Source organism: Pseudomonas sp. WT-JTC (assembly GCF_056711565.1).
In genome coordinates this window covers 4970152-4995568 of sequence record NZ_CM160042.1, presented here as the reverse complement: position 1 = coordinate 4995568, position 25417 = coordinate 4970152, and the positions used below count along the sequence as shown (strand labels likewise).

Annotated in this window: 20 protein-coding genes; 14 read left to right on the top strand and 6 right to left on the bottom strand. The window is 60.0% G+C overall.

What is annotated here, in order from left to right; genetic code table 11:
• The first annotated feature begins 57 nt into the window (after positions 1-57).
• The 3 genes from pap (at position 58) to AC06G5_RS22555 (ending at position 4079) form a co-directional block, all read left to right on the top strand.
• The gene (gene pap / locus AC06G5_RS22565) at positions 58-1581 is read left to right on the top strand and encodes a polyphosphate:AMP phosphotransferase (protein ID WP_413422736.1); all 1524 of its coding nucleotides are present in this window, start codon (positions 58-60) and stop codon (positions 1579-1581) included.
• 102 nt (positions 1582-1683) lie between these two features.
• Positions 1684-2868: a thiolase family protein gene (locus AC06G5_RS22560; protein ID WP_480458330.1), complete on the top strand. Its 1185-nt coding sequence runs from the start codon at positions 1684-1686 to the stop codon at positions 2866-2868.
• Between the two features lie 251 nt (positions 2869-3119).
• Positions 3120-4079: a DMT family transporter gene (locus tag AC06G5_RS22555; protein ID WP_413425531.1), complete on the top strand. Its 960-nt coding sequence runs from the start codon at positions 3120-3122 to the stop codon at positions 4077-4079.
• Positions 4080-4196: 117 nt separating this feature from the next.
• On the opposite strand, the gene AC06G5_RS22550 is transcribed toward AC06G5_RS22555, so the two are convergent.
• Positions 4197-5591, bottom strand: a complete 1395-nt coding sequence (locus AC06G5_RS22550; protein WP_413425533.1) for a class II fumarate hydratase — start codon at positions 5589-5591, stop codon at positions 4197-4199.
• 191 nt (positions 5592-5782) lie between these two features.
• Here AC06G5_RS22550 and AC06G5_RS22545 point away from each other — a divergent pair, with 191 nt between their 5' ends.
• From AC06G5_RS22545 to AC06G5_RS22515, 7 genes are all read left to right on the top strand, one after another.
• Positions 5783-6307: a DUF2059 domain-containing protein gene (locus AC06G5_RS22545; protein WP_057400307.1), complete on the top strand. Its 525-nt coding sequence runs from the start codon at positions 5783-5785 to the stop codon at positions 6305-6307.
• Positions 6308-6319: 12 nt separating this feature from the next.
• Positions 6320-6619 (top strand): BolA family protein, encoded by a 300-nt coding sequence (locus AC06G5_RS22540; RefSeq protein WP_413425535.1) that lies wholly within the window; start codon positions 6320-6322, stop codon positions 6617-6619.
• Positions 6620-6721: 102 nt separating this feature from the next.
• The gene (gene trhO / locus AC06G5_RS22535; RefSeq protein ID WP_057400305.1) at positions 6722-7663 is read left to right on the top strand and encodes an oxygen-dependent tRNA uridine(34) hydroxylase TrhO; all 942 of its coding nucleotides are present in this window, start codon (positions 6722-6724) and stop codon (positions 7661-7663) included.
• A gap of 36 nt (positions 7664-7699) precedes the next feature.
• Positions 7700-8302 carry a DsbA family protein gene (locus AC06G5_RS22530; RefSeq protein WP_413425593.1) on the top strand — a complete coding sequence of 201 codons (603 nt, stop codon included), beginning with the start codon at positions 7700-7702 and terminating at the stop codon, positions 8300-8302.
• Positions 8295-10112: an ABC transporter ATP-binding protein gene (locus tag AC06G5_RS22525; RefSeq protein WP_413704210.1), complete on the top strand. Its 1818-nt coding sequence runs from the start codon at positions 8295-8297 to the stop codon at positions 10110-10112. Before AC06G5_RS22530 ends, AC06G5_RS22525 begins: the two co-directional genes overlap by 8 nt.
• Before the next feature lie 186 nt (positions 10113-10298).
• The gene (locus tag AC06G5_RS22520) at positions 10299-12758 is read left to right on the top strand and encodes an EAL domain-containing protein (RefSeq protein WP_413425540.1); all 2460 of its coding nucleotides are present in this window, start codon (positions 10299-10301) and stop codon (positions 12756-12758) included.
• Between the two features lie 76 nt (positions 12759-12834).
• A complete protein-coding gene (locus tag AC06G5_RS22515) occupies positions 12835-13596 on the top strand; it encodes an iron-containing redox enzyme family protein (protein ID WP_413704211.1) in 762 nt (253 codons plus the stop codon).
• Between the two features lie 133 nt (positions 13597-13729).
• Here the strand turns inward: AC06G5_RS22515 and AC06G5_RS22510 are convergent, their stop codons facing one another.
• The 5 genes from AC06G5_RS22510 to AC06G5_RS22490 form a co-directional block, all read right to left on the bottom strand.
• Positions 13730-14656, bottom strand: a complete 927-nt coding sequence (locus AC06G5_RS22510; protein ID WP_413425544.1) for a GGDEF domain-containing protein — start codon at positions 14654-14656, stop codon at positions 13730-13732.
• Between the two features lie 380 nt (positions 14657-15036).
• Positions 15037-15777 (bottom strand): YciK family oxidoreductase, encoded by a 741-nt coding sequence (locus AC06G5_RS22505; protein ID WP_160385982.1) that lies wholly within the window; start codon positions 15775-15777, stop codon positions 15037-15039.
• Positions 15778-15939: 162 nt separating this feature from the next.
• The gene (mupP, locus tag AC06G5_RS22500) at positions 15940-16611 is read right to left on the bottom strand and encodes an N-acetylmuramic acid 6-phosphate phosphatase MupP (protein WP_413425546.1); all 672 of its coding nucleotides are present in this window, start codon (positions 16609-16611) and stop codon (positions 15940-15942) included.
• A 4-nt stretch (positions 16612-16615) separates the two neighbouring features.
• The gene (gene ubiG / locus AC06G5_RS22495) at positions 16616-17314 is read right to left on the bottom strand and encodes a bifunctional 2-polyprenyl-6-hydroxyphenol methylase/3-demethylubiquinol 3-O-methyltransferase UbiG (RefSeq protein ID WP_008017781.1); all 699 of its coding nucleotides are present in this window, start codon (positions 17312-17314) and stop codon (positions 16616-16618) included.
• 58 nt (positions 17315-17372) lie between these two features.
• On the bottom strand, positions 17373-18707 hold the full coding sequence (locus tag AC06G5_RS22490; protein WP_413425549.1) for a TRZ/ATZ family hydrolase: 1335 nt from the start codon (positions 18705-18707) through the stop codon (positions 17373-17375).
• A 108-nt stretch (positions 18708-18815) separates the two neighbouring features.
• On the opposite strand from AC06G5_RS22490, the gene mtnA reads away from it, so the two are divergent.
• From mtnA to pheA, 4 genes are all read left to right on the top strand, one after another.
• Complete coding sequence (gene mtnA, locus AC06G5_RS22485; protein ID WP_413425551.1) at positions 18816-19892, top strand: S-methyl-5-thioribose-1-phosphate isomerase; 1077 nt, start codon at positions 18816-18818, stop codon at positions 19890-19892.
• Between the two features lie 446 nt (positions 19893-20338).
• Complete coding sequence (gene gyrA, locus AC06G5_RS22480; protein WP_480458329.1) at positions 20339-22993, top strand: DNA gyrase subunit A; 2655 nt, start codon at positions 20339-20341, stop codon at positions 22991-22993.
• A gap of 237 nt (positions 22994-23230) precedes the next feature.
• Complete coding sequence (gene serC / locus AC06G5_RS22475) at positions 23231-24316, top strand: 3-phosphoserine/phosphohydroxythreonine transaminase (protein ID WP_008017789.1); 1086 nt, start codon at positions 23231-23233, stop codon at positions 24314-24316.
• Positions 24316-25410, top strand: a complete 1095-nt coding sequence (gene pheA / locus AC06G5_RS22470) for a prephenate dehydratase (protein WP_007939916.1) — start codon at positions 24316-24318, stop codon at positions 25408-25410. Before serC ends, pheA begins: the two co-directional genes overlap by 1 nt.
• Positions 25411-25417: the final 7 nt, after the last annotated feature.

Sequence of the window (25417 nt, the reverse complement as noted above, 5' to 3'; positions counted from 1 at the left end):
TCTGCTGGCCTTCAGTTCAATCCGCTAGGCTTGCTCACATCTGCAAGGGAGCCGCTCATGTTTGAATCTGCTGAAATCGATCACGCCATCGACAAAGACATCTATGACGCCGAAGTACCGGCCCTGCGCGAAGCGTTGCTCGAAGCGCAATTCGAATTGCAGCAGCAACGCCGGTTTCCGGTGATCGTTTTGATCAACGGCATCGAAGGCGCCGGCAAGGGCGAGACGATCAAGTTACTCAACGAGTGGATGGACCCGCGCCTGATCGAGGTTCGCACGTTTGATCAGCAGACCGACGAAGAGCTGGCGCGGCCACCGGCCTGGCGTTACTGGCGGATGCTCCCGGCCAAGGGCCGCATGGGAATTTTCTTCGGCAACTGGTACAGCCAGATGCTGCAGGGACGGGTCCATGGCGAGTTCAAGGATCCGCGACTCGACCAGGCGATCAATGCCGCCGAGCGTCTGGAAAAGATGCTGTGCGATGAAGGTGCGCTGATCTTCAAGTTCTGGTTTCACCTCTCCAGGAAGCAAATGAAGGCACGCCTCAAGGCGCTGGCCGACGACCCGCTGCACAGTTGGCGCATCAGCCCGCTGGACTGGCAACAGTCGCAAACCTACGACAAATTCGTGAAGTACGGCGAGCGCGTCCTGCGCCGCACCAGTCGCGACTATGCACCATGGCATGTGATCGCCGGGGCGGATGCACATTATCGCAGCCTGGCCGTGGGGCGCATTCTGCTGGAGGGGCTGCACGGTGCATTGCAGCGGCCGACGATCCATCCGGAAAAGGTCAGCGCCGCGCCAGTGTTCCCCAGTGTCGATCAAGTGAACCTGCTTGACAGCCTGGACCTGACCCTGCAGCTGGACAAGGAAGATTACGAAGAACAACTGATCACCGAACAGGCGCGGTTCTCCGGGTTGATGCGTGACAAACGCATGCGCCGCCATGCGTTGGTGGCGGTGTTCGAGGGCAACGACGCGGCCGGCAAGGGCGGGGCGATCCGCCGGGTAGCGGCAGCGCTGGATCCGCGCCAGTACAGCATCGTGCCGATTGCTGCGCCCACCGAAGAAGAGCGGGCGCAACCGTACCTGTGGCGTTTCTGGCGGCACCTTCCGGCCCGGGGCAAGTTCACCGTGTTCGACCGCTCCTGGTATGGCCGGGTGCTGGTGGAGCGCATCGAAGGTTTCTGCAGTCCGGCAGACTGGTTGCGCGCCTACAGTGAGATCAACGACTTCGAGGAACAGGTTACCGACGCCGGTGTGATAGTGGTCAAGTTCTGGCTGGCCATCGACAAACAGACGCAACTGGAGCGCTTCCAGGAACGCGAGGAAATTTCCTTCAAGCGCTTCAAGATCACCGAGGACGACTGGCGCAACCGTGAAAAATGGGACGACTATCGTGCGGCCGTCGGCGACATGGTCGACCGTACCAGCACCGAGATTGCGCCATGGACTCTGGTGGAAGCCAACGACAAGCGTTGGGCGCGGGTCAAAGTCTTGCGCACCATCAACCGGGCACTGGAGGAGGCTTTTGAAAAATCCGACCGGCATGAACGCAAGAAGGGCAAGGGCAAGGATTGAGGCGATGGTTGCGCATACGCGGGGTGAATGATTGTCGCAGCCGGTAATTGGGTGGGCTTATGCTCGGTCCACTCTCAACCGATAACAACAATGAGGTATGCCATGCGTGAAGTGGTGATTGTCGACAGCGTACGGACCGGCCTGGTCAAATCCTTTCGCGGTAAATTCAATATGACCCGCCCGGACGACATGGCGGCCCATTGTGTGAACGCGTTGTTGGCGCGCACCGGTATCGACCCTGCCAGCGTCGAGGACTGCATCGTTGGCGCCGGTTCCAACGAAGGTGCCCAGGGCTTCAACATCGGTCGCAACGTCGCAGTGCTGTCGCGCCTGGGCATCGGCACGGCTGGCATGACCCTCAATCGTTTCTGTTCCTCGGGCTTGCAGGCGATCGCCATTGCCGCGAACCAGATCGCCTCGGGTTGCAGCGACATCATCGTCGCCGGTGGCGTCGAGTCCATCAGCCTGACCATGAAAAGCGTCAACACCGATAACCTGATCAACCCGCTGCTCAAGGAGCAGGTGCCGGGCATCTACTTCCCGATGGGCCAGACCGCTGAGATCGTTGCCCGTCGCTACAACGTCAGCCGCGAAGAACAGGATCTGTACGCCCTGCAAAGCCAGCAACGCACCGCCCAGGCGCAGGCTGCCGGCCTGTTCAGCGACGAAATCGTGCCGATGGCGGTGAAATACCAGGTCGAGGACAAGGCCACGGGCCAAGTGCAGATTCTCGACGGCGTTGTCGATCGCGACGACTGCAACCGCCCTGATACCACCCTGGAAAGTCTGGCCGGGTTGAAACCGGTGTTCGCCGACGATGGCTCGGTGACGGCCGGCAACTCCTCGCAACTGTCGGACGGCGCGTCCATGACCCTGGTGATGAGCCTGGAAAAAGCCCTGGAACTGGGGCTCAAGCCCAAGGCCTTCTTCCGTGGTTTTACCGTGGCCGGTTGCGCGCCGGACGAGATGGGCATCGGCCCGGTGTTTTCGGTGCCGAAACTGCTCAAGGCCAATGGCTTGCGGATTGACGACATCGACTTGTGGGAACTCAACGAAGCGTTCGCCTCGCAGTGCCTGTACAGCCGTAACCGGCTGGAAATCGACAACGCCCGGTACAACGTCAACGGTGGGTCGATTTCCATCGGTCACCCGTTCGGCATGACCGGATCGCGCCAGGTCGGGCATCTCGTTCGCGAATTGCAGCGACGCAACCTGCGTTACGGCATCGTCACCATGTGCGTGGGGGGCGGGATGGGGGCTACGGGGTTGTTTGAGGCGGTGAGGTAAACCCCGGTTTTTGCGTTGTCTGCCAGATAGCTTTCGCGAGCAAGCCCGCTCCCACAGTGTTCAGCGGCGATCACTAATCTTGTGCACGCCACAAAACCTGTGGGAGCGGGCTTGCTCGCGAATGCAGACGCCGCGGTCTTTCACATTACGACCCACACAGTTTCATTCGCGGCCAGCCCGAAACTGTCCCTGTGTACGCCACCGCTGCGGGCCTAGAATGACGGCTCCTGTATTTTGGCATTGGGGTTCGCATGCACATTTCATCGGGTCGCTGGGTCTACGGTCTGTTCCTGGCCTTGTTGACCGCGTTGTTGTGGGGAATCCTGCCGATCAAGCTCAAGCAGGTATTGCTGGTGATGGACCCGGTGACGGTGACCTGGTTTCGCCTGATGGTGTCCGGCGGCTGTCTGTTCATTTACCTGGCTGCGACGAAACGCCTGCCCAGCCGAAAGGTGCTTGGCCCGCGTGGGGGCTGGCTGGTGCTGATGGCGGTGCTCGGCCTGGTGGGCAATTACGTGTTGTATCTGATGGGGCTCAACCTGCTCAGTGCCGGCACGGCGCAACTGGTGGTGCAGATGGGGCCGATCATGCTGCTGATTGCCAGTGTGTTTGTGTTCAAGGAACGCTTCAGCCTGGGACAGGGGATTGGCCTGCTGGTGCTGCTGATCGGTTTTGCGCTGTTTTTCAACCAGCGCTTGAGCGAACTGCTCACATCGTTGACCGATTACACCGCCGGGGTGCTGCTGGTGTTGCTGGCGTCCACGGTCTGGACCTTCTATGCCCTGGGGCAAAAGCAATTGTTGACGGTGTGGAATTCGCTGCAGGTGATGATGGTGATCTACCTGTTTTGCGCGCTGCTGTTAACGCCGTGGGTGCATCCGCTCGAAGCCTTGCAATTGAACCCGTTGCAGGGTTGGCTGCTGCTGGCGTGCTGCCTCAACACCCTGATTGCCTATGGCGCGTTTGCCGAGGCCCTGGCCCATTGGGAAGCCTCCCGGGTCAGCGCGACGCTGGCCATCACGCCGTTGGTGACCTTTGCGGCGGTTGCCATGGCTGCATGGCTGTGGCCCGACTATGTGCATGCCGAGACGATCAATGGTTTGGGTTACGGCGGCGCGGTGCTGGTGGTGCTGGGATCGGCGCTGGTGGCGTTGGGGCCGTCGCTGATTGCCGGGTTGCGGGCGCGAAAGGCCAAAATGGTCATTGGCTGAGTATTTTCGCCGAACCCTTCGCGAGCAAGCCCGCTCCCACAGGGATCTGATGTGTGACATAGATCAAATGTGGGAGCGGGCTTGCTCGCGAAGACTGACTGTCAGACGCTACAAAACTCAGCCCTTGGCCCCAGCCTCCAGCATGTTCTCCGGCCTTACCCACGCATCGAACTCTTCGTCGGTCAGATACCCGAGCTGCAACGCCGCCTCGCGCAGGGTCAGTCCTTCGCTGTAGGCCTTCTTGGCGATCTCCGCCGATTTGTCATAGCCAATGTGCGGGTTGAGCGCCGTTACCAGCATCAGGCCACGCTCCAGGTGTTCAGCCATTTTTTCCGCATCCGGCTCCAGACCGGCCACGCAATGCTGCTGGAAGTTGCTGCAGCCATCACCCAGCAAACGGATCGATTGCAGCAGGTTATGGATGATCACCGGTTTGAACACGTTCAGCTGCAAGTGGCCCTGACTGGCTGCAAAGCCGATGGCGACGTCGTTGCCCAATACCTGGCAGGCCAGCATCGACAAGGCTTCGCACTGGGTCGGGTTGACCTTGCCCGGCATGATCGAACTGCCCGGTTCATTGGCCGGCAACTTGACTTCGGCGAAGCCGGCACGCGGACCGGAGCCCAGCAGGCGCAGGTCATTGGCAATTTTCATCAGGGTCACGGCGAGGGTTTTCAGCGCGCCGGACAACGTGGTCAAAGGCTCATGACCGGCCAGTGCGGCGAACTTGTTCGGCGCGGTAATAAACGGCAAACCGGAGAGGGCGGCCAGTTCCGCGGCGATGGCTTCACCGAAGCCGTGGGGTGAATTCAGCCCCGTGCCGACCGCCGTTCCGCCCTGGGCCAGCTCGCAGACCGCGGGCAGTGCGCTGCGGATCGCCCGCTCGGCGTAATCGAGTTGCGCGACGAAGGCCGAGATTTCCTGGCCGAAGCTGATCGGTGTCGCATCCATCATGTGGGTGCGGCCGGTCTTGACCAGTTTCATATGGCGGGCGGACAGCTCGGCCAGCCCGCCGGACAGTTCGCTGATCGCCGGCAGCAAGTGCTGTTGCACGGCCTGGGCGGCCGCGATGTGCATGGCGGTGGGGAAACAGTCGTTGGAACTCTGGGAGCGATTGACGTGATCGTTGGGGTGCACCGGGGACTTGCCGCCGCGCGGGTTGCCGGCCAGCTCGTTGGCGCGACCGGCGATCACTTCGTTGACGTTCATGTTGCTCTGGGTGCCGCTGCCGGTTTGCCAGACCACCAGCGGAAACTGGTCGTCGTGGTCGCCGGCGAGCACTTCGTCGGCCGCCTGCTCGATCAGACGGGCGATATCGGCGGGTACGTCGCCGTTACGATCATTGACCCGTGCCGCGGCTTTCTTGATCAGCGCCAGGGCATGCAACACTGCCAGCGGCATGCGTTCGTTGCCAATGGCGAAGTTGACCAGCGAGCGTTGCGTCTGAGCGCCCCAATAGGCTTCATCCGGGACTTCAACCTCGCCGAGGCTGTCGGTTTCGATACGGCTCATCTTGCTCACTCCTGTAGGTCCGATTGCGCAGTTTAGGCCGTGCTCGACGACCGTGGTTCCATCAGTCTGGATTTGACCATTCAACCCCTCTAAATCAAGTGCGACAAGGCTTGGGGTTGAGCGACACACTTTTTTAGGCGCAGAATGGACGCCCTTGGGGTCTTACCTCGCCAGCTAGAATAGGAAACTCGATGACTCGTCTTCGTGCCATCTGTACCGCCGTTGCTTTGGTCTGCGCCAGCGGCCAGGTTCTTGCCGACACCGCCAGCCATAACGCCAGTGCCGAGGCTTTCCTGACCATGGCGCACGCTGACAAACTGGGCACCCCGGTGTACATGCAAGTACAGCAGATGTTTGCCCAGCGTTTCGAACAGACCAAAGCTCCCGAGTCGAAAAAAGCCTTGCTGGAAACCTACCAGGCCAAGGCCAAGGCCGCTCTGGACCAAGCCATTGGCTGGAACAAGCTGAAGCCGGACATGATCAACCTCTACACCACCAACTTCACCGAGTCCGAGCTCAAGGACCTGGTTGCGTTCTACCAGTCGCCACTGGGCAAGAAAGTCCTGGAAAAAATGCCCCAGCTGACCCAGCAATCGGCCCAGATGACCCAGGCCAAGCTGGAAAGCGCGGTGCCTGTGGTCAACAAGCTGCTGGCTGACATGACCGCCGAGCTGACGCCGAAAGATGCGGCCGCTCCAGCCAAGAAAAAGCCTTAAGCGGAGTACGGTATGACCATGCAACAACGCATCGAATCGACGCTGGCCTTGCTTCAGCCGGAGCATCTGCAGGTGCTGGATGAGAGCCACATGCACAGCCGCGGGTTACAGACCCACTTCAAGGCTGTGGTCGTCAGCACACAGTTCGAAGGCCTGAACCGGGTCAAGCGCCACCAGAAAGTCTACGCCACGCTCGGCGAGCTGATGGGCGAGTTCCATGCGTTGGCGCTGCATACCTACACGCCGGAGGAATGGGCCAGGATCGACGCGGCCCCGGCCTCGCCGACCTGTGCCGGCGGCAGCAAGCACTAAGCACCGGTTTTTTGTTAGAATGCCCAACGCGCCGCTAACCCGGCGCGTTTTTTTTCGCATCCGGTTCACCCCTTACGAGGGTAGCCACCTGGAGATTTACCCATGACACAACAGATTGTCGTGGCGGCACTGTATAAGTTCGTCACCCTGGAAGATTACGTCGCCCTGCGCGAGCCACTGCTGCAAGCGATGGTCGACAACGGCATCAAAGGCACGCTGCTGATTGCCGAAGAAGGCATCAACGGCACCGTGTCCGGTAGCCGCGAAGGCATTGACGGGCTGATGGCCTGGCTCAAGAACGACCCGCGCATGGACGACATCGACCACAAAGAGTCGTACTGCGACGAACAGCCGTTCTACCGCACCAAAGTCAAACTCAAGAAAGAAATCGTCACCCTCGGCGTGGAAGGCGTGGACCCGAACAAAAAGGTCGGCACCTACGTTGATCCGCAAGACTGGAACGCGCTGATCAGCGACCCGGAAGTACTGTTGATCGACACGCGTAACGATTACGAAGTCTCGATCGGTACCTTCGAAGGCGCCATCGACCCGAAAACCACCAGTTTTCGCGAATTTCCCGACTACATCAAAGCCAACTTCGACCCGGCCGTGCACAAGAAGGTCGCGATGTTCTGCACCGGTGGCATCCGTTGCGAGAAAGCGTCGAGCTACATGCTCAGCGAGGGTTTTGGTGAGGTCTACCACCTCAAGGGCGGCATCCTGAAGTACCTCGAAGAGGTGCCGCAGGAAGAAACCAAATGGCAAGGCGACTGCTTTGTGTTCGACAACCGCGTGACGGTGCGCCATGACCTGAGCGAAGGCGACTACGATCAATGTCATGCCTGCCGCACGCCGGTCAGCGTGGAAGACCGCGCGTCCGAGCACTACGTGGCCGGCATCAGTTGCCCGCATTGCTGGGATAAGCTGAGCGAGAAGACCCGTCGCAGCGCCATCGACCGGCAGAAACAGATCGAACTGGCCAAGGCTCGCAACCAGCCTCACCCGATCGGCTACAACTATAAGCAAGCATCCTCCGAGGCCTGAACCATGTCTGCGCGCCTGCTCTATGTGATGGACCCGATGTGTTCCTGGTGCTGGGGGTTCGCCCCGGTGGCCAAGGCGCTGGTCGAGCAGGCGCAAGCCGCAGGCGTGGATGTGCACCTGATCGTGGGAGGTTTGCGCACTGGCAGCGGTTCAGCGCTGGAACCGTCTACCCGTCGCTATATCCTTGAACATTGGCAGGCAGTCACCGAGGCCACCGGGCAGCCGTTCAAGCTCGAAGGCGCGTTGCCCGACGGCTTTGTCTATGACACTGAACCTGCCTGCCGGGCATTGGTGACGGCCCGCAGCCTGGCGCCGGATTGCGCGTGGAAACTGCTCGGGCTGATTCAGCACGCGTTTTATGCCCAGGGTCGCGACGTCACGCAGGCCAGCGTGTTGGTTGAGCTGGCGGAGCAGGCCGGTTTGCCACGCATCGAGTTCGCCGGTGCGTTCGACCGGGCCGATATGCACGCAGCCACCGCTGCCGATTTCACCTGGGTCCAGGACCTGGGCATTGCCGGTTTCCCCACCCTGCTGGCTGAGCGTAACGGCCAACTGGCGCTGTTGACCAATGGCTATCAGCCTTTGAGCGAGTTGTCCCCGCTGCTCGGCCGCTGGCTGGAGCGTGCTGCCTGTGCATGACCTGCCCGACGATGTCGCTACCGCTAAACGTGTCGACCGCCTGAGCTGGGCGGAAATCCGCCGCCTGGCCCTGCATCACAAGAAATCCCTGTGGATCGCCAACGGCGTGGCCGTGCTGGCGACCTTGTGCAGCGTGCCGATTCCCTTGCTCCTGCCGTTGCTGGTGGACGAGGTATTGCTGGGGCACGGTGATGCCGCGCTGAAGATCATGAACCACGCGCTGCCCGAAGGCTGGCAGAAAGCCGCGGGCTACATCGGCCTGATGTTGCTGGTGACCTTGACCCTGCGTTGCACGGCGTTGCTGTTCAACGTGGTGCAGGCGAAATTGTTCGCCGGGTTGGCCAAGGACATCGTCTACCGCATTCGCATACGCCTGATCGAACGGCTCAAGCGTATCTCGCTGGGTGAATACGAAAGCCTGGGCAGCGGCACGGTGACCACGCATCTGGTCACCGACCTCGACACGCTGGACAAATTCGTCGGTGAAACCCTCAGCCGTTTCCTCGTGGCCATGCTGACCCTGGTTGGCACTGCCGGCATCCTGATGTGGATGCACTGGAAACTGGCGCTGCTGATTCTGTTGTTCAACCCTTTGGTGATCTACGCCACGGTGCAGTTGGGCAAGCGGGTCAAGCACCTGAAGAAACTCGAGAACGACAGCACTTCGCGCTTTACCCAGGCGCTGACCGAAACGCTGGATGCCATCCAGGAAGTTCGCGCCGGCAACCGTCAGGGGTTTTTCCTCGGGCGCCTGGGCCAGCGTGCCCGGGATGTGCGCGATTATGCGGTGAATTCGCAGTGGAAAACCGACGCATCGAACCGGGCCAGCGGATTGCTGTTCCAGTTCGGCATCGATATTTTCCGGGCTGCGGCGATGCTCACGGTGTTGTTCTCCGACCTGTCCATTGGCCAGATGCTCGCGGTGTTCAGCTACCTGTGGTTCATGATCGGTCCGGTGGAACAACTGCTGAACCTGCAATACGCCTACTACGCTGCCGGCGGTGCACTGTCGCGGATCAACGAACTGCTGTCCCGCGCCGACGAACCCGAGTACCCGGGCGGAGTCGACCCGTTCATCGGTCGCGAAACCGTCGGGATCGAGGTTCAGGGCTTGAGCTTCGGCTACGGTGACGAACTGGTGCTGAGCCAGATGAATCTTTCCATCGCTCCCGGCGAAAAAGTCGCGATCGTCGGCGCCAGCGGCGGCGGCAAGAGCACTCTGGTGCAACTGCTGCTGGGCTTGTACACGCCCTTGGCCGGGACCATTCGTTTTGGTGGTTCGACCCAGCAAGAGATCGGCCTGGAAACCGTGCGGGAAAATGTCGCTGTGGTCCTGCAACACCCGGCGCTGTTCAACGACACCATCCGGGCCAACCTGACCATGGGTCGTGAACGCAGTGACGAGGCCTGCTGGCAGGCACTGGAAATCGCCCAACTGCACAACACGGTCCGGGATTTGCCCAATGGCCTGGACAGCATCGTCGGGCGCTCCGGCGTGCGTTTATCTGGCGGGCAGCGCCAGCGCTTGGCCATTGCACGGATGGTGCTGGCCGAACCGAAAGTGGTGATCCTCGACGAAGCGACTTCGGCGCTGGATGCCGCCACCGAGTACAACCTGCACCAGGCACTGGCGCGGTTCCTGAGCAACCGCACCACGTTGATCATTGCTCACCGTCTTTCGGCGGTAAAACAGGCCGACCGGGTGCTGGTGTTCGATGGCGGGCAGATCGCAGAGGATGGCGATCATCAGCAACTGATTGCCGACGGTGGACTGTACGCCAAGCTTTATGGTCATTTGCAGCGGTTGTAGCGAGACGACATCAAGGTTGCAGGGCGCCACTTCAAAACTAAAAAAACATCATCGCGACCGAACTCGATGGCCGCGATACTCCCTCCCGGCATAGCTTATCGCTTGCCGGGACCGGAATCGCAACCTAGTCTAGCTAAAGCGATTTCGTCCGGAAGACGAGCTAGCGGTGCTAAATCAAGGGACCTCATGAATCAAACGCGGACTCTCGGAACGCCACGGTTGTTGGGCATCGTCTGGCCATTTATCGCCGTTGTGTTGTTTCAAGCCTTGTTGGGCGGCGTTAGCCTTTATGTGCTGTCGGCGGTTCGCGGCTATGTTGCCGGCGAAAGCCTCTGGTCCAAGGGCCAGAAAGACGCCATCTATTACCTCAATCTCTACGCCGACAGTGGCGACGAAGCGATTTTTCATAAATACCAGAACGCCATTTCCGTGCCTCAGGGCGGGCATGAGTTGCGTGTGGCGCTGGATAGTCAGCCGCCGGACATCGAGGCCGCACGTGTGGCGATTCTCAAGGGCGGCAATCATCCTGACGATGTCGCCAGCCTGATTTGGCTGTACCTCAACTTTCGTCACTTCAGTTACCTCGAAAAAGCCATCGACCTCTGGACCGTGGGTGATGCCTATCTGGTCCAACTCGATGGCGTTGCGCGGGACATGCATCAGCACATCACCTCCAGCCCGGCCTCCGGTGCGGATGTGCAGCGCTGGAAGGAGCAGATTTTCGCCATCAACGACGGCGTGACGCCGGCGGCGAAGGCATTCAGCGATGCCCTGGGTGAAGGCTCGCGGATGATTCTGCGTCTGTTGTTGGTGACGAATCTGGCCACCGCCCTGGGCCTGATTGCATTGGCCTTGATGCGCACTCGTAAGCTGCTCAAGCAGCGTCATGCCTTCGCCGATGCACTGCAACTGGAGAAGGAGCGGGCGCAGATCACCCTGCAATCAATTGGCGACGGCGTGATCACCACGGACGTTTCCGGTGCTATTGCCTACATGAATCCGGCGGCCGAGGCGTTGACCCACTGGAAGGCCGAGCAGGCGACAGGATTGCCGCTGGCGGCGCTGTTCAACCTGCTGGATGAAAATGCGCAGACCGATGGTTTCACCCTGATCGAGCATATTCTCAGCGGCCAGCTAAGTGGCGGCAGTGAGCACTCAAGGCTGATTCAGCGCCTGGACGGCAGCACGGTGTCGGTCACATTGGTGGGTGCGCCAATCCGCAATGCTGGCAAAGTCAGCGGGACGGTGCTGGTGCTGCATGACATGACCCAGGAGCGGCAATACATCGCCAATCTGTCGTGGCAGGCGACCCACGATGCCTTGACCGGGCTCGCCAACCGCCGCGAGTTCGAATATCGCCTGGAGCAGGCGCTGCACAACCTGACCCGCTACCCGGGGCGACATGCCCTGATGTTCCTCGATCTGGATCAATTCAAACTGGTAAACGATACCTGCGGTCACGCGGCGGGCGATGAATTGTTGCGGCATATCTGTGCCTTGTTGCAATCGGGGCTGCGCGAAGGCGATACCCTGGCGCGCCTTGGCGGCGACGAGTTCGGCATCCTGCTGGAGAACTGCGCACCGGAAGCAGCGGAGAAAATTGCCGAGAGCCTGCGCCAGACTGTGCAGAATCTGCATTTTGTCTGGAAGGGCCGGCCTTTCGTCACCACTGTCAGTATCGGGCTGGTCCATGTCGCGCAGAATCCGACGACGCTCGAAGCCTCGCTGCGTGCTGCCGACATGGCGTGCTACATGGCCAAGGAAAAGGGGCGGAACCGGGTCCAGGTCTATCATCCGGATGACTCGGAGTTGTCCCTGCGCTTCGGCGAAATGGCCTGGGTGCAGCGTTTGCACATGGCGCTGGAGGAGGACCGCTTTTGCCTGTACGCCCAGGAAATTGCCCCCTTGGGCCATATCGGTCAGGACGGCGGGCACATTGAAATTCTGCTGCGATTGCACGATGAAGCCGGGCGGATGATCTTGCCCGACAGTTTCATACCGGCTGCCGAGCGTTATGGCTTGATGATCTCGCTTGATCGTTGGGTTGTGCAGAACGTGTTCAAGATCATTGCCCAATGCCGGACCGGGCAAGACCATGGACCGTTGGCCATGTGTGCGATCAATCTGTCAGGCACGACGATCGGGGATGAGGCGTTCCTGGATTTCCTGCGCCAACAGTTTGTGACGTATTCGATTCCGCCTGAAATGATTTGTTTTGAAATTACCGAGACCAGTGCTATTTCAAATCTTGGCAGCGCCATCCGATTCATTAATGAACTCAAAGGCTTAGGATGCCATTTTTCACTGGATGATTTTTGTGCCGGAATGTCCTCATTCGCGTATCTGAAACATTTGCCTGTAGACTTCCTGAAGATCGACGGGAGTTTCGTAAAGGATATGCTGGACGACCCGATTAACCGAGCCATGGTCGAAGTGATCAACCATATCGGTCATGTCATGGGTAAGCGCACGATTGCCGAGTTTGTCGAATCGCCCCAGATCGAGCAGGCATTGCTTGAGATCGGGGTGGATTACGCTCAAGGGTATGTGATTGAACGCCCGCATCTGTTTACCAGCGATAGCTTGCTGAGTCGTCCCGCCAGGCCCCAACCGATATTGTTCAAGGCGCCTGGCACGTTCCGTTGAAACTCCTGCCGGTCTTACAATCACAATCAAAAGGAGCTCGACAGTGATCGACACATTCAACCGAACCGGACCGCTCATGGAAGCTGCAAGTTATCCTGCCTGGGCCCAGCGCCTGATCCAGGATTGCAGCGAGAGCAAGCGCCGGGTTGTCGAACACGAACTGTACCAACGCATGCGAGACAACAGACTCAGTGCGAAGACCATGCGCCAGTACCTGATCGGTGGCTGGCCGGTGGTCGAACAGTTCGCGTTGTATATGGCACAAAACCTGACCAAGACCCGCTTTGCCCGTCATCCCGGCGAAGATATGGCCCGCCGCTGGCTGATGCGTAATATCCGCGTCGAATTGAACCACGCCGATTACTGGGTGCACTGGAGTCGCGCGCACGGTGTCAGCCTGGAAGACCTGCAGGCACAGCAGGTTGCGCCGGAGCTTCACGCCTTGAGCCATTGGTGTTGGCACACCAGTTCAGCCGACTCGCTGATCGTGGCGATTGCCGCCACCAACTACGCCATCGAAGGGGCGACCGGGGAATGGTCGGCGATCGTTTGTTCCAACGGTATCTACGCCGCCTCGTTCCCCGAGGAAGATCGCAAGCGGGCGATGAAGTGGCTGAAGATGCACGCCCAGTACGACGATGCCCATCCATGGGAAGCCCTGGAAATCATTTGCACATTGGCGGGCACCAACCCGAGCAAATCCCTGCAGATGGAGTTACGCCAGGCTGTTTGCAAGAGCTACGACTACATGTACCTGTTTCTTGAGCGTTGCATGCAGTTGGAGCACGCAGAGAGAGCGCCGGTCTTTCGTGAACGGATGGCACTGGTTGAGAGCTGATTCAACGTCTGCTTGAAAACTGTGGGAGCGGGCTTGCTCGCGAAGGCGGAATATCAGTGACATCCATGCCACCTGATACACCGCCTTCGCGAGCAAGCCCGCTCCCACATTGTCTTGTGTCGTGGCGAATGGCTCAGCCCGCCATCTCCAGCCGGTTACGACCTTCGCGCTTGGCCACATACAGCGCGCTGTCTGCCCGTCGCAACAGGCTTTCGGCAGACTCGCCGGGCAACAGGGTCGAACAGCCGAGGCTGACCGTCAGCAAGATCGTATGAGCATCGGCCAGGTATTCTTCAGACTGCACTGCAAACCGCAGCCGTTCACCGACCATGGCCGCGGCCTCGCGGCTGGTGTTCGACAGCAGGATCAGGAACTCTTCACCGCCATAGCGGAACACCATGTCCACGTTGCGCAACTGATGTTTGATCGAGGCAGCGACCGCCTTGAGCACGTGATCGCCAGTGCTGTGGCCATGGATGTCATTGACTTGCTTGAAATGATCGATGTCCAGCATCAGCACCGACAACGGTTGCAGATGGCGCCGGGACAGCTCGATTTCCCTTTGCAGCGTCTGGTCCATGGCGATGCGGTTACCGGTGCCCGTCAATGGGTCGCGCAGTGCGCTTTGGGTGGCGGTACGGTAAAGCAGCGCGTTGCGCATCGGGAAAAGCAGCGCGGCCAGCAGTGATTCGAGATGACCCTGTTCCTGTTCGCTGAAACGCTGATTGCGGCGAAAAACCAGCTCGCCCAAGTGCTCGCCTTCGTGACTGAGGCTGTAACTGATGGAATGGTGGCCGCGCTGGCCAAACTCCAGGCGCAGGTCGCTGCTCTTGTGTTGGTAGATCAAGGCGTCCAGCGGCACCAATCGTTGAATCTCGCGATAGAACGTTCCGAGAATGCGTTGCGGCTCCAGACTGGTTTGCAGCTGCAGGCTCAGTTGCTGGCGCATTTGCGCAAGGCTGACAGGCCTTTCCAGAATAGGCGGCTGCTGACCAAAGCCCAGGCGCTGCAATTTGGCGCTATCGAAGTCAATTGCGTTGGTCTGGGAGGGTGGTTTCATAAGGCGTGCGCCCCTAAGCAGTAAGGCTGTCTTACAAGCAGGGTGAGAGCGGCTTAGGGCTGCGCGTCGTACTGGTCCGTCAGTCCCGTAGGACATTTCGTACAAGTTTAATCCGCTTTGTGGAAGATGAGTAACGTCTGCACTCAAGCTTCACCCCCTCGTCTGCTTTCACGTTGCGTGTTTGAGCAAACTTAGAGCGAAAGTCGTGCCATTCGGTTCATCTGGATAAAATACGTATTAAATCAATCGGTTGTTGTTTGACTTTGGCCTGTAAGGCGATACGTGTGACGTTTGATTGACAGGTGCCTGGCCTGAATTGGAGGGGCTTCAAGTGCCGCGGCGGGAAGCCGGCGCGGCAACAAAAAAGCGACGTGCGGTCGTTACTGGGCGTCGAACGCCTGGCCATTGATGCCGGTGCTGTCCGGGCCCATCAGGTAAAGGTAGACCGGCATGATCTCCTCGGGCGTCGGGTTGTTCAGTGGGTTTTCGCCCGGGTAGGCCTGGGCGCGCATACTGGTGCGGGTAGCGCCCGGGTTGATGCTGTTGGAACGTACCGGGGCCACGGTGTCGACTTCGTCAGCCAGGGTTTGCATCAGGCCTTCGGTGGCGAATTTGGAGACGCCGTAAGCGCCCCAATACGCACGTCCCTTGCGGCCGACGCTGCTGGAAGTGAACACCACCGAGGCATCCTGCGACAGCTTGAGCAGCGGCAGCAGCGTGCTGGTGAGCATGAACATGGCATTGACATTGACTTGCATGACGCGCATGAAGTTTTCGCCGGACAACTGTTCGATCGGCGTGCGCGGGCCAATGATCGAAGCGTTGTGCAACAAGCCGTCGAGATGACCGAATTCGGTTTCGATCATCGCAGCCAGCTCATCGTATTGATGGGGCAGGGCGGTTTCCAGGTTGAACGGGATTACCGCCGGTTGTGGATGGCCGGCGGCTTCGATTTCGTCGTAGACCTGGGACAGGTTGGCTTCTGTCTTGCCCAGCAGCAGCACGGTTGCGCCGTGGGCTGCGTAGGTTTTTGCTGCGGCGGCACCGATGCCGCGACCGGCGCCGGTGACGAGGATGACCCGATCCTTGAGCAGTTCAGGGCGGGCGGAATAATCGAACATAAAAAACCTCAACAAATCAGGGTTCAGGCGACCGTTGCACGATCACTGTAGGAGCGAGCTTGCTCGCGATGGTCGTTAACGCTTACGCGAAAAGCCTGACTGCCTGCGGCGTTCTCAGGTGTTTCGCGAGCAAGCTCGCTCCTACAGAGGTCAACGACAGACTCAGCAACTACAGAGGGCGCTATCCAAAACCTTGCGCAACTCCAGAGGATGATCGACCACTACGTCCGCCCCCCAATTTCGCGGGTTGTCATCCGGGTGGATGTAGCCGAAGGTCACGGCGGCAGTCCTGGTTCCGGCATCACGGCCCGACTCGATGTCGCGCAAGTCATCACCTACGAACAGCACGCTGGCCGGGTCTAGGTCGAGCATCTTGCACGCGAGGATCAGTGGCTCTGGATCGGGTTTGCTGTTCTTCACGTGATCCGGGCAGATCAGCAGCGCCGAACGCTCGGCCAGCCCCAGTTGCTGCATGATCGGCTCGGCAAACCGCAGTGGCTTGTTGGTGACCACGCCCCAGATCAGGTTGGCTTTCTCGATATCGGCGAGCAATTCAGCCATGCCGTCGAACAGCTTGCTGTGAACGGCACAACCCACGAGGTAGCGCTCCAGGAACTCCTGGCGCAATTCCTCGAAGCCCGGCGATTCCGGGTCCATGGCGAAGGTCACGGCGACCATTGCCCGGGCGCCGCCGGAAATCTCGTCGCGGATGTGCTTGTCGTTCATCGGTGGCAATCCGCGGTCGGCACGCATCGCCTGGCAGATCGCAATGAAGTCCGGCGCGGTGTCGAGCAGGGTGCCGTCCATGTCGAAAAGAACTGCTCTGATTGGCATCGGCTTACTCCTCGCGCAGGGTCTGGATCATGTAATTGACGTCCACGTCTGAGGCCAGCTTGTAGTGCTTGGTCAGCGGGTTGTAGGTCAGGCCGATGATGTCCTTGACGGTCAGGCCGGCCATGCGGCTCCAGGCACCGAGCTCGGAAGGGCGGATGAATTTCTTGAAGTCGTGGGTGCCGCGCGGCAGCAACTTCATGATGTATTCGGCGCCGACGATGGCGAACAGGTACGCCTTCGGGTTGCGGTTGATGGTCGAGAAGAACACCTGGCCGCCGGGCTTGACCATGCGGAAGCAGGCGCGGATGACCGACGACGGATCCGGCACGTGCTCGAGCATTTCCAGGCAGGTGACCACGTCGAACTGCTCGGGCATTTCCTCGGCCAGGGCTTCGGCGGTGATCTGCCGGTATTCGACGTTGACGCCCGACTCCAGTTGATGCAACTGGGCAACCGCCAACGGCGCTTCACCCATATCGATACCCATGACGGTCGCGCCGCGCTGGGCCATGGCTTCGCTGAGGATGCCGCCGCCGCAACCGACGTCGAGGACCTTTTTACCGGCCAGATTGACCCGCTCGTCAATCCAGTTGACTCGCAGCGGGTTGATGTCGTGCAGCGGTTTGAATTCGCTTTCGCGGTCCCACCAGCGATGGGCCAGGGCTTCGAATTTGGCGATTTCGGCGTAGTCGACGTTGCTCATGGTTTAAGTCCTCTAAAACTTGAAAATTCCTGTTGCCCCGGATTGTGCTCCAGGGTGCTTACGATTCGGTACGGCCGCTGATGCGCTTGCCCCAATTCTTCGCAGCAGCGCCTAGCTGTTGTTCATCGAGGCGTGTCAGGCGACGGTCATCGAGCAACTGCTTGCCGGCAACCCAAAGGTGTTTCACGCAGTCGCGGCCGGTGGCGTATATAAGCTGCGAAACCGGGTCGTAGACCGGTTGCTGGGCCAGGCCGGAAAGGTCGAAAGCCACCATGTCCGCCGCCTTGCCGATTTCCAGTGAGCCGACGTCGGCCTCGATACCCAGTGCCCGGGCGCCGTTGAGAGTGGCCATGCGCAAGGCACGATGGGCATCCAGCGCGGTAGCCGAGCCGGCGACAGCCTTGGCCAGCAAGGCCGCGGTGCGGGTTTCGCCGAGCAGGTCCAGGTCATTGTTGCTCGCCGCGCCATCGGTGCCGACTGCGACATTCACCCCGGCCTGCCACAAACGCTCGACCGGGCAGAACCCGCTGGCCAGCTTCAGGTTCGACTCCGGGCAATGAATCACATTGCTGTTGCTTTCTACCAGCAGCGCCAGGTCTTCATCGCTGATCTGGGTCATGTGAACCGCCTGGAAGCGCGGCCCCAACAAGCCCAGGCGCGCCAGGCGGGCCAGTGGGCGTTCACCGCGCTGCTCGACCGATTGCTGCACTTCGAAAGCGGTTTCATGCACGTGCATGTGGATCGAGGCGTCCAGTTCTTCGGCGATCACCCGGATTTTTTCCAGGTTTTCGTCGCCTACGGTGTAGGGTGCATGGGGACCGAAAGTGATTTTGATGCGCTCGTGGTGCTTGAGATCGCCAAACAGTTCGACGCCCTGACGAATGGCTTCATCCGCGGTAGCGGCGCCCGGAATGGGGAAGTCGAGGATCGGAATCGCGATCTGCGCGCGAATGCCGCTGTTGTGCACGCGCTCGCTGGCAACCTTCGGGAAGAAATACATGTCAGAGAAACAGGTGATGCCGCCTTTGATCTGTTCGGCGATGGCCAGGTCGGTGCCGTCGCGTACGAATGATTCATCGACCCACTTGGCTTCGGCTGGCCAGATGTGATTTTCCAGCCAGGTCATCAATGGCAGGTCATCGGCCAGGCCACGGAACAGCGTCATCGCCGCGTGCCCGTGGGCATTGATCAGGCCGGGGCTGAGCAACATGTCGGGCAATTCGCGGGTTTCGCTTGAGTTAAGCTTCAGAGCGGCGGAACGTGGGCCGATAAACACGATGCGTCCATCACGGATGCCCACGCCATGTTCTTTGAGGACAACACCAGCGGGTTCGACGGGTACCAGCCAGGTCGGCAGCAATAACAGGTCGAGCGCAGCGGCAGTGTTCGGCATCGAGGGTCGGTTCCAGTGCTTTTGTAAAGGATGGCGAAGTATACCCGAGCGTCTTCGCGGGGGGATCGCTATAATCGGCGGCTTTTGTTCATGAGTGCGGGGTGAGGGATGCGCGATCGACTGTTGGCTGCGGAAAAGGTAAAGGCCATCGATTGGCGTGATGGCGCTCTCCATCTGCTGGATCAGCGTATTTTGCCGTTCGAGGAAACCTGGATCGCCTACACCAGCGCAGCCGGTGTGGCCGAAGCCATTCGCTCGATGGTGGTGCGTGGCGCACCGGCCATCGGCATCAGTGCCGCCTATGGCATCGTGCTCGCGGCCCGTGCCCGGATTGCCGAAGGTGGCGACTGGTACGCCGCGCTGGAAGAGGATTTTGCGCTGCTGGCCGATTCCCGTCCCACTGCGGTCAATCTGTTTTGGGCGCTGGGGCGCATGCATGATCGGCTCGATCGCCTGAAAGACAATGCCGATCCGCTTGAGGTGCTGGAGGCCGAGGCCATCGCCATTCACGAAAGTGATCGCGAAGCCAATCTGACCATGGCGCAACTGGGTGTCGACCTGATCCGCAAGCATCAGGGCAACGCGCAGGCGATCCTGACCCACTGCAACACGGGTGCGCTGGCCACGGGCGGCTTTGGCACGGCGCTGGGGGTGATTCGTGGTGCATTCATCGAGGGCATGGTCGAGCAGGTCTATGTCGACGAAACCCGCCCATGGCTGCAGGGTTCGCGGCTGACCGCGTGGGAACTGGCCAATGAAGGCATTCCCGTGACCCTCAATGTCGATTCCGCCGCGGCGCATATCATGAAGACCAAGGGCCCTACCTGGGTCATCGTCGGCGCTGACCGGATCACTGCCAATGGCGACGTGGCCAACAAGATCGGTACCTATCAACTGGCCGTCAACGCCATGCACCACGGCGTGCGCTTCATGGTGGTGGCGCCGAGTTCGACCATCGACATGAACCTGGCCAGCGGCGATGACATTCCGATTGAGGAGCGTGATGGTCGCGAGTTGCTGGAGGTCGGTGGCAAGCGGGTGGGCGCGGATGTCGAAGCATTCAATCCGGTGTTCGATGTGACGCCGGCGGACCTGATCGATGCGATCGTCACTGAAAAAGGCATCGTCGAGCGTCCGGATACGGCGAAGATGGCTCAGTTGATGTGCCGCAAGCGCCTGCATTAAGGCTCTTTGGCGACAGATAAATTGTATTCGCGAGCAAGCCCGCTCCCACATTGGACCAAGTCGGTCGCAAAATTTGTATGCGACGCCGATCCGGTGTGGGAGCGGGCTTGCTCGCGAAGAGGTCCGCAAAGTCAACAAATCAGCCAGAATCGAGCCTGAAATCTGCATTCATCAAGCCTCTAAGCCCCTCTCGTCCTCTTCAAGCCTGTCATCGGTCAACTAACTACTCTCCATGCGCATCTAGGGGATAGGTGCGTGGCGGCTCTTGTGATAACATCCGGCGGTTTCCAGGGTTGCCCCAAGTGGCGACCCGTACTGCGCAGATCCATGGCATAACTCGTTGATTTGTCGTAAGTCGGTGCATGGCAATCAGCCTGTATCGGCGAGCTTCGTTGGTCCCATATGGATGTGACGAAGTTTCACCAGAAAAAGGAATCAGGCTTCTCATGGGCGAACTGGCCAAAGAAATCCTCCCGGTCAATATCGAAGACGAGCTGAAGCAGTCCTACCTCGACTACGCGATGAGCGTAATTGTCGGGCGGGCACTGCCGGATGCGCGCGATGGCTTGAAGCCCGTGCACCGGCGCGTGCTGTTCGCGATGAGCGAGCTGGGCAACGACTTCAACAAGCCGTACAAGAAATCTGCCCGTGTTGTCGGTGACGTGATCGGTAAGTATCACCCGCACGGTGATACCGCGGTGTACGACACCATCGTTCGGATGGCGCAGCCATTCTCCCTGCGCTACCTGCTGGTAGACGGCCAAGGCAACTTCGGTTCGGTGGACGGCGACAACGCCGCGGCCATGCGATACACCGAAGTGCGCATGACCAAGCTGGCGCACGAGCTGCTGGCTGACCTGCACAAGGAAACCGTGGACTGGGTGCCGAACTACGACGGCACCGAGATGATCCCGGCGGTCATGCCGACCCGTATTCCCAACCTGTTGGTCAACGGCTCCAGCGGTATCGCCGTGGGCATGGCGACCAACATTCCGCCGCACAACCTCGGTGAAGTCATCGACGGTTGCCTGGCGCTCATCGACAATCCCGAGCTGACCGTCGATGAACTGATGCAATACATTCCCGGTCCGGACTTCCCGACCGCCGCGATCATCAACGGTCGCGCGGGCATCATCGAAGCCTACCGCACCGGTCGCGGGCGCATTTACATGCGTGCCCGCTCGATGATCGAAGACATCGACAAGGTCGGTGGCCGTCAGCAGATCGTCATCACCGAACTCCCATACCAGCTGAACAAGGCGCGTCTGATCGAGAAGATCGCCGAGCTGGTCAAGGAGAAGAAGCTTGAAGGCATCACCGAGCTGCGCGACGAGTCCGACAAGGACGGTATGCGCGTCGTGATCGAGCTGCGTCGCGGCGAAGTGCCAGAGGTCATCCTCAACAACCTCTACGCCCAGACCCAGCTGCAAGCGGTGTTCGGTATCAACATCGTCGCGCTGATCGATGGCCGTCCGCGGATCCTGAACCTCAAGGATTTGCTGGAAGCCTTCGTCCGTCACCGTCGCGAAGTGGTTACCCGTCGTACCGTGTTCGAACTGCGCAAGGCGCGCGAGCGTGGTCACATCCTTGAAGGTCAAGCCGTTGCCCTGTCGAACATCGACCCGGTCATCGCCCTGATCAAGGCCTCGCCAACGCCGTCGGAAGCCAAGGAAGCGCTGGTCAGCACGCCTTGGGAGTCCTCGGCTGTGGTGGCGATGGTTGAACGTGCCGGCGCCGATTCGTGCCGTCCGGAAAACCTCGATCCGCAATACGGTCTGCGCGACGGCAAGTACTTCCTGTCGCCAGAACAGGCGCAAGCCATTCTGGAACTGCGTCTGCACCGCCTGACCGGTCTGGAACACGAAAAACTGCTGGCCGAGTATCAAGAGATCCTCAACCAGATCGGCGAGCTGATCCGCATCCTCAACAGCGCCACGCGCCTGATGGAAGTGATCCGCGAAGAGCTGGAAGTGATTCGCGCCGAATACGGCGACGTACGTCGTACCGAGATCCTCGATGCCCGACTCGACCTGACCCTGGGTGACATGATCCCGGAAGAAGAGCGCGTCGTGACCATTTCCCACGGTGGCTACGCCAAGACCCAGCCGCTGGCTGCGTACCAGGCCCAGCGTCGTGGTGGTAAAGGCAAGTCGGCGACCGGCGTCAAGGATGAGGACTACATCGCTCACCTGCTGGTTGCCAACAGCCACACCACGCTGCTGCTGTTCTCCAGCAAGGGCAAGGTGTACTGGCTGAAAACCTACGAAATCCCCGAGGCATCCCGCGCTGCCCGTGGTCGTCCGCTGGTCAACCTGCTGCCGCTGGACGACGGTGAGTACATCACCACCATGCTGCCGGTCGAGGAATACACCGAAGGTCACTACATCTTCATGGCCACCGCCAATGGCACCGTGAAGAAGACCCCGCTGGAATCCTTCAGCCGTCAACGCAGCGTCGGCCTGATCGCGCTGGAGCTGGACGAAGGCGACGTGCTGATTTCCGCGGCCATCACCGATGGCGAGCGCGAAGTGATGCTGTTCTCCGATGGCGGCAAGGTCACCCGCTTCAGGGAATCCGACGTTCGCGCCATGGGCCGTACCGCCCGCGGTGTGCGCGGCATGCGTCTGCCGGAAGGCCAGAAGCTGATTTCCATGCTGATCCCGGAAGAAGGCAGCCAGATCCTCACCGCTTCCGAGCGTGGTTTTGGCAAGCGCACGGCGATCACCGAGTTCCCTGAGTACAAGCGTGGCGGTCAGGGCGTTATCGCCATGGTCAGCAACGAGCGTAACGGCCGCCTGGTCGGTGCGGTTCAGGTGCTCGACGGCGAGGAAATCATGCTGATTTCCGACCAGGGCACCCTGGTGCGCACCCGTGTCGACGAAGTGTCCAGCCTGGGTCGTAACACCCAGGGCGTGACCCTGATCAAGCTGGCCAATGACGAAACGCTGGTCGGGCTGGAGCGGGTTCAGGAGCCGTCGGAAGTCGAGGGTGAAGAGCTGGAAGGCGAAGAGGGTGAAGGGTTTGTCGGTGAAGTCGTGATTGACGACGTTGCCGAAGACCAGCAACTCGACGCCGCCGCTGATGAAGAGCCACAAGAGTAAGTGGATATGAGGGGGCGGATGAAAATTCGCCCCCTTGTTGTTTGTGAGGTCCCCCTGTAGGAGCGAGCTCGCTCGCGATGGTCGTCAACGATGACGCGGGTTTTCTGATTAAACGCGGTGTCTTCAAGTCCATCGCGAGCAAGCTCGCTCCTACAGTAGATCGCTCCCATGCTATTGCGTGGGAGTGATCACGGCGTTTTTATTGCGTGATACCCCCAAATCAGAGCGAGATTGGATGTGAGCAAGAGAGCCTATAACTTCTGTGCCGGTCCTGCGGCGCTTCCCGAAGCTGTCCTGCAGCGCGCCCAGGGTGAACTCCTCGACTGGCACGGCAAGGGTCTGTCGGTCATGGAAATGAGCCATCGCAGTGATGAGTTCGTGTCCATCGCCACCAAGGCCGAGCAGGATCTGCGTGATCTGCTGAATATCCCCTCGAACTATAAAGTGCTGTTTCTGCAAGGTGGCGCCAGCCAGCAATTTGCTCAGATTCCTCTGAACCTGTTGCCGGAAAACGGCTCGGCCGACTATATCGATACCGGTATCTGGTCGCAGAAAGCCATCGAAGAAGCTTCGCGCTATGGCCACGTCAACGTAGCCGGCACCGCCAAGCCTTACGACTATTTCGCCATTCCCGGCCAGAACGAATGGAAGCTGTCGAAAGACGCGGCCTACGTCCACTACGCGCCGAACGAAACCATCGGCGGTCTGGAGTTCCAGTGGATTCCGGAGACCGGTGATGTTCCGCTGGTCGCCGACATGTCTTCGGACATCCTGTCGCGTCCGATCGATGTTTCGCGTTTCGGCATGATCTACGCCGGCGCCCAGAAAAACATCGGCCCGAGCGGTATCGTCGTCAACATCGTTCGCGAAGACCTGCTGGGCAAGGCTCGTTCCCTGTGCCCGACTATGCTCAACTATAAGATCGCGGCCGATAACGGTTCGATGTACAACACCCCGCCGACCCTGGCGTGGTATTTGTCCGGCCTGGTGTTCGAGTGGCTGAAGGAGCAGGGCGGCGTCGAGGCCATCGGCAAGCTCAACGAAGTCAAGCAGCGCACGCTGTATGGCTTCATCGATGCCAGCGGCCTGTACAGCAACCCGATCAACAAGTCGGACCGCTCGTGGATGAACGTGCCGTTCCGCCTGGCTGATGATCGTCTGGACAAGCCGTTCCTGGCCGGTGCCGACGAGCGTGGCCTGTTGAACCTCAAGGGCCACCGTTCGGTGGGCGGCATGCGCGCCTCCATCTATAACGCCGTCGACATCAACGCCGTCAACGCGCTGGTTTCGTACATGGCAGAGTTCGAGAAGGAACACGGCTAATGTCTGAGCAAGAACTCAAGGCACTGCGCCTGCGCATTGATGCCCTGGACGAAAAGGTCCTGGAGCTGATCAGTGAGCGTGCGCGCTGCGCCCAGGAAGTCGCGCGAGTAAAGATGGCCTCGCTGGCCGAAGGCGAAGTGCCGGTGTTCTATCGTCCCGAGCGTGAAGCTCAGGTGCTCAAGCGTGTCATGGAGCGTAACCAGGGGCCGCTGGGCAACGAAGAGATGGCGCGGTTGTTCCGTGAAATCATGTCCTCCTGCCTGGCGCTCGAGCAGCCGCTTAAAGTGGCTTACCTCGGCCCTGAAGGCACCTTCACCCAGGCGGCGGCCATGAAGCACTTCGGCCACGCCGTGATCAGCAAGCCGATGGCGGCGATCGACGAGGTGTTCCGTGAAGTGGCGGCCGGTGCGGTGAACTTTGGCGTGGTGCCGGTGGAAAACTCCACCGAGGGCGCGGTCAACCACACCCTCGACAGCTTCCTCGAACACGACATGGTGATCTGCGGTGAAGTCGAGCTGCGTATCCACCATCACCTGTTGGTCGGTGAAAACACCAAGACCGACAGCATCAGCCGCATTTACTCCCACGCCCAGTCACTGGCGCAGTGCCGCAAGTGGCTGGACGCCCATTACCCGAATGTCGAACGCGTGGCGGTGTCCAGCAACGCTGAAGCGGCCAAGCGGGTCAAGGGTGAGTGGAACTCGGCGGCGATTGCCGGCGACATGGCGGCCGGTCTGTACGGGCTGACCCGTTTGGCCGAGAAGATCGAGGACCGCCCGGATAACTCCACGCGCTTCCTCATGATCGGCAACCAGGAAGTGCCGCCAACCGGCGACGACAAGACATCCATCATCGTTTCGATGAGCAATAAACCGGGTGCGCTTCATGAGCTGCTGGTGCCGTTCCACGACAACGGCATCGACCTGACACGAATCGAGACTCGACCATCGCGCAGCGGTAAATGGACCTACGTGTTCTTCATCGATTTCGTCGGTCATCATCGCGACCCGCTGGTCAAGGGTGTGCTGGAAAAGATCAGTCAGGAAGCAGTAGCACTCAAGGTGCTGGGTTCCTACCCGAAAGCAGTTCTCTAAGGGGCGG

Coding starts and splice junctions, on each gene's coding strand:
- AC06G5_RS22530 (WP_413425593.1), top strand. CDS start 7,700: ATGTGTTCCTGGTGCTGGGGGTTCGCCCCGGTGGCCAAGGCGCTGGTC.
- AC06G5_RS22545 (WP_057400307.1), top strand. CDS start 5,783: ATGACTCGTCTTCGTGCCATCTGTACCGCCGTTGCTTTGGTCTGCGCC.
- AC06G5_RS22505 (WP_160385982.1), bottom strand. CDS start 15,777: ATGTTCGATTATTCCGCCCGCCCTGAACTGCTCAAGGATCGGGTCATC.
- AC06G5_RS22550 (WP_413425533.1), bottom strand. CDS start 5,591: ATGAGCCGTATCGAAACCGACAGCCTCGGCGAGGTTGAAGTCCCGGAT.
- AC06G5_RS22540 (WP_413425535.1), top strand. CDS start 6,320: ATGACCATGCAACAACGCATCGAATCGACGCTGGCCTTGCTTCAGCCG.
- AC06G5_RS22510 (WP_413425544.1), bottom strand. CDS start 14,656: ATGAAACCACCCTCCCAGACCAACGCAATTGACTTCGATAGCGCCAAA.
- gyrA (WP_480458329.1), top strand. CDS start 20,339: ATGGGCGAACTGGCCAAAGAAATCCTCCCGGTCAATATCGAAGACGAG.
- AC06G5_RS22560 (WP_480458330.1), top strand. CDS start 1,684: ATGCGTGAAGTGGTGATTGTCGACAGCGTACGGACCGGCCTGGTCAAA.
- AC06G5_RS22515 (WP_413704211.1), top strand. CDS start 12,835: ATGGAAGCTGCAAGTTATCCTGCCTGGGCCCAGCGCCTGATCCAGGAT.
- mtnA (WP_413425551.1), top strand. CDS start 18,816: ATGCGCGATCGACTGTTGGCTGCGGAAAAGGTAAAGGCCATCGATTGG.
- mupP (WP_413425546.1), bottom strand. CDS start 16,611: ATGCCAATCAGAGCAGTTCTTTTCGACATGGACGGCACCCTGCTCGAC.
- pap (WP_413422736.1), top strand. CDS start 58: ATGTTTGAATCTGCTGAAATCGATCACGCCATCGACAAAGACATCTAT.
- pheA (WP_007939916.1), top strand. CDS start 24,316: ATGTCTGAGCAAGAACTCAAGGCACTGCGCCTGCGCATTGATGCCCTG.
- AC06G5_RS22555 (WP_413425531.1), top strand. CDS start 3,120: ATGCACATTTCATCGGGTCGCTGGGTCTACGGTCTGTTCCTGGCCTTG.
- trhO (WP_057400305.1), top strand. CDS start 6,722: ATGACACAACAGATTGTCGTGGCGGCACTGTATAAGTTCGTCACCCTG.
- AC06G5_RS22490 (WP_413425549.1), bottom strand. CDS start 18,707: ATGCCGAACACTGCCGCTGCGCTCGACCTGTTATTGCTGCCGACCTGG.
- AC06G5_RS22520 (WP_413425540.1), top strand. CDS start 10,299: ATGAATCAAACGCGGACTCTCGGAACGCCACGGTTGTTGGGCATCGTC.
- ubiG (WP_008017781.1), bottom strand. CDS start 17,314: ATGAGCAACGTCGACTACGCCGAAATCGCCAAATTCGAAGCCCTGGCC.